Origin of the sequence: Tenacibaculum skagerrakense, from assembly GCF_004345825.1 — a bacterium.
GTDB classification, from domain to species: domain Bacteria; phylum Bacteroidota; class Bacteroidia; order Flavobacteriales; family Flavobacteriaceae; genus Polaribacter; species Polaribacter skagerrakensis.
The window spans coordinates 1-1191 of the sequence record NZ_SLXM01000005.1; the positions used below are offsets into that span (position 1 = coordinate 1).

General features: G+C 53.2%; 1 protein-coding gene. It reads right to left on the reverse strand.

The window, feature by feature from the left end; all coding sequences use genetic code 11:
• The coding region (locus EV195_RS16905; RefSeq protein WP_132794872.1) for a beta strand repeat-containing protein at window positions 1-1191 on the reverse strand (1191 nt) is incomplete at both ends.

Sequence of the window (1191 nt, forward strand, 5' to 3'; positions counted from 1 at the left end):
CCTGTACTTCCTGTTGCACCTGTATTTCCTGTCGCACCAGTTTGTCCTGTTGCACCTGTGCTTCCTGTAGCTCCGGTTTCACCCGTAGCACCTGTGCTTCCTGTCGCCCCAGTTTCACCTGTTGCTCCTGTGCTTCCTGTAGCTCCGGTTTGTCCTGTCGCCCCTGTGTTTCCTGTCGCCCCAGTTTCACCCGTTGCACCTGTATTTCCTGTCGCACCAGTTTGTCCTGTAGCCCCAGTTTGTCCTGTAGCTCCTGTATTTCCTGTCGCACCTGTATTTCCGGTAGCACCAGTTTGACCTGTAGCTCCGGTTTCACCTGTTGCTCCAGTTTCACCCGTTGCACCTGTACTTCCTGTTGCACCTGTGTTTCCAGTAGCCCCAGTTTGACCTGTTGCTCCGGTTTGTCCTGTTGCACCTGTATTTCCTGTTGCGCCAGTTTCACCTGTTACTCCAGTAGCACCTGTCGCTCCAGTTTGTCCTGTTGCGCCTGTATTTCCTGTTGTTCCAGTTTCACCTGTTGCTCCAGTAGCACCTGTCGCTCCAGTTTGTCCTGTTGCGCCTGTATTTCCTGCAGCTCCGGTTTGTCCTGTCGCACCAGTTTCACCTGTATTTCCTGTAGCACCAGTTTCACCTGTTACTCCGGTAGCTCCAGTTTGTCCTGTTGCACCGGTTTGTCCTGTTGCACCTGTATTTCCTGTTGCTCCCGTATCTCCAGTTTCCCCCGTTGCTCCAGTAGCTCCGGTTTGTCCTGTTGCTCCGGTTTCACCTGTAGCTCCCGTAGCTCCAGTTTGTCCTGTTGCACCTGTATTTCCTGTTGCTCCGGTTTCACCTGTAGCTCCCGTTGCTCCGGTTTCACCTGTAGCTCCCGTTGCTCCAGTTTGTCCTGTTGCTCCTGTATTTCCTGTTGCTCCAGTTTCCCCTGTTGCTCCAGTTTGTCCTGTTGCTCCGGTTTCACCTGTATTTCCTGTTGCTCCGGTTTGTCCTGTTGCACCTGTATTTCCTGTTGCGCCAGTTTCACCTGTTACTCCAGTAGCACCTGTCGCTCCAGTTTGTCCTGTTGCGCCTGTATTTCCTGTAGCTCCGGTTTGTCCTGTCGCACCTGTATTTCCTGTTGCGCCAGTTTCACCTGTTACTCCAGTAGCACCTGTCGCTCCAGTTTGTCCTGTTGCGCCTGTATTTCCTGTAGCTCCG